The sequence below is a fragment of the Candidatus Cloacimonadota bacterium genome (genome assembly GCA_011372345.1).
GTDB lineage: Bacteria > Cloacimonadota > Cloacimonadia > Cloacimonadales > TCS61 > DRTC01.
On sequence record DRTC01000627.1, the window covers coordinates 1 to 3,481 of the forward strand.

The 3,481-nt window shown below is 37.7% G+C and carries 1 protein-coding gene; it reads left to right on the plus strand.

The genetic code is table 11. The features are described 5' to 3' along the window. The first annotated feature begins 124 nt into the window (after window positions 1-124). On the plus strand, window positions 125-3,313 hold the full coding sequence (locus ENL20_11985; protein HHE39275.1) for a T9SS type A sorting domain-containing protein: 3,189 nt from the start codon (window positions 125-127) through the stop codon (window positions 3,311-3,313). Window positions 3,314-3,481: the final 168 nt, after the last annotated feature.

Sequence of the window (3,481 nt, forward strand, 5' to 3'; positions counted from 1 at the left end):
TCCTATTCAATATAATCCCGTAACTAAGAAAATCCAATATTCCACAAATATAACGATTTTACTGGAAACCGAAATCACCTCAGCGTCACAGAGAGCTTTCAATAGTTTCTATCGCAGTGAGGCTATGACCATAAAGCGAATTGAAAACATAGTCAGTAATCCGGAATATCTTTCCAACTACCCGCAACCGGTTGAGTTACGAAATGAAACATTTGATTATATCATCATCACCAGCGATTCTTACAGTAATTCCTTTAATGATTTTGTTTCCTTTAAACTCGAACAGGGATTTAATGTTTTTTTAAAAACAACTAACGATATTTATAGTGAATATACCGGAACCGACAATCAAGAAAAGATCAGAAACTTTATCATCGATGCTTACCAAAATATGGGTGCAGAATATGTGCTTCTTGGTGGTGATGTGAATGTCGTTCCTCATCGTGGTTTCTGGGTCAATAATTTTTTTGAAGATTATGGAATCCCTTCCGATCTTTATTATGCTGCTTTGGATAGAGTAGGAACCGGAACCGGACCGGACTGGAATGTAAATAATAATAACAAATGGGGAGAAGCAAGCGAAGCGGATTATCTCGGTGAAGTATATGTGGGAAGAATCTCTGCAGATACAACCACCGAACTGATTGCAGCACTCAATAAACAAATAATGTATCAGGATAATCCTGTGATCGGTGATTTGGACAAAGCTCTTATGGTCGGAGAAGAAATGGATAATCAAACTTACGGCGGAGATTACAAAGATGAAATAATTACCGGTGGTAGTTTTAACGGATACTATACTGAAGGAATCGATTCAAATATGAACATTGAAACACTCTATGACAGAGATTTAAATTGGAATGAAAACCAGTTGCTGGATCTGATGAATAGCGGCTTGAACATTTTGAATCATTTAGGACATTCCCATATCGATTACAATATGAAGATGGATATGTCATCCGTAAATAATACAAATATTACTGCAAACGGAACAAATCACAATTTCTTTATTATCTATTCTCAAGGTTGCCTTCCGGCTGCGATCGATGAAGATTGTATTGCCGAAAAATTTACAACAATCGATAACGGGTGTGTAGTTTATGTGGGAAATTCACGCTATGGCTGGTATCAGCCGGGTGGAACAAATGCTTGCTCTCAATTTTTCGATCGTCAATTTTTTGACGCAACATTTGGAGAAGATATTTACACAGTTGGTATGATGAATGCCGATTCCAAGGAAGATGGAGCTCCCCAATGCAGCGATGCTACTTTTCGGTGGGGATATTATGAAGTAAATGTTTTGGGTGATCCATCACTTGATGTGAGGACAGCAGTTCCCCAAGATATGACAGCAATTTATAATCCGAGCATTGCGGTTGGAGTAAGTAATATTCAATTCCAAACAGATGCACCTTATGCCAGGGTTGCACTTATACAGAATAATGAACTGATAGGAAATGGTGTGGCAGATGTAAATGGAAATGTTACAGCTACCACTTTCGAACCCATTGCAGTTACGGAAACTATTTCTGTTTCAATTATCGGGCATAACAAAAACAGGCATTCCGGTGAGATCGTAGTTGAATATCAGGCTTATGTTATTTTAGATTCAGTAGAGATAGATGATTCTGCCGGCAATAATAATAACCTTCCTGATTTTGGAGAAACTCTCGGTTTGAATGTAAGGCTGCAAAATGTGGGAACGATCGAAGCAACAGATGTATCTGCTACCATATCAACTGATGATGATTATGTAACAATAACTCAGGCAAGTTCCAATTACAACAATATTCCCAGTGGTGGTTCTTCCAATGCGCAAACGGATTATGAAGTAACCATAGCCGATAATTGCCCTGATGGACATACTGCTTCATTCACAGTAAATGTGACAAGTAATGAAGATAATTGGGAACTCTATTTCACACTCGAGTTAAATGCACCGGTTATTGAGTTTTATTCAGTATTTATAGATGATGGATTGAACAATGTACTTGATCCTGATGAAACTGCTGATATTTATGTGTCATTCATGAATAGTGGTGGAGCTGATGCCGCAAATGTACTAACAGAGCTTTTTGAATCCGATCCGTACATTACATTGAATACGCAGGCACATACATTTACTTTATTGAATGCCGGTAATATTTCTACTTGCATATTCAATGTAACTGCTGCAAGTACTACACCAATTGGTCACATAGCTTCTATTGATTGGGAAATGAACGGTGACATAAGTTATCATGCCGAAGGAACTCTTAACCTGTTAATATCACAGGCTTCTGTTAATTTAGAAGAGGATTTCTCAGCAGGCTATCCTCCTGCCGGTTGGACAAGGACAGGATTAAATCCGAACAATTGGACAGGATATCCGTCAAATGAAGCAGGCGGTATAGCTCCGGAATCAAGATTATTATCCTCTCCATACTTCGTTGGAGTTTCCAGATTAGTCTCACCCGTAATAAATACTACCGGTTCAACTTCTATTGACTTGGAATTTCGCCAATATTTACGTACTGTTTCAGTAAATGACTATTCCGTAAGTGTAAGGACAACTTCCGATGGTGGTGACACCTGGAATACTGCTTGGGAAGCGATCCCTCCGACAGCTCCATTTTATGATGAACTAATTCAGGTTACAGTTTCTACTCCCGATGTCGGGTCCGACAATTTCCAATTTGCCTTTGTATTTGATGGGATATCTGAACGTATTCGTAGATGGTGTATCGATAATATACATTTAGCAGGTGAACAAATTACTTATTTTGGTTTTATTGAAGGTGAAATTTCTCTGGATGGTGGAACCGGCAATGTAGAAGATGTAATTGTTACAGCCGGAAATTATTCCGCTTCACCGAATGTTTCAGGGGACTATATTCTACCGCTTGCTGTCGGAACTTATGATGTCGTAGCAAGTTTAGAAGGTTATGAAACAATGACAGAAAGTAATGTTGTGATCATTCCAAATCAAACAGAAATAATTGATTTTGAATTAACATATCTGCCGGTTTCGGAAGATGAGGAAACAATTGTTCCGGCTATAACCACACTTTCCAGCAATTATCCTAATCCTTTTAATCCAACAACGACAATAAGTTATTCTCTCAAAGAGAATTCTAAGGTTTCGCTCAATATCTACAACATCAAAGGTCAGCTTGTTAAGAAATTAGTAGATAGAGAAAAGAATGCCGGTGTTCATACTGTAGTTTGGAATGGGAAAAATGAAAGTGGTAGAAATGTCTCAAGCGGAATCTATTTTTACAAATTGAAATCAGGATTATATACTTCTACAAGGAAAATGATCTTGTTAAAATAAAATCAGCATTCCTGAATTGTATTCGAGATTATAAATCTAATCGTGCCCGTTGATAATAAAATATTGACGGGCTTTTTACTTATCAAATTCTTGTGATTGATGCAGATAACAAAAGTGTCAGTGCTCTGAATGAAAGAAAAAATGAAAGAGCACCGCACACTCGAAACA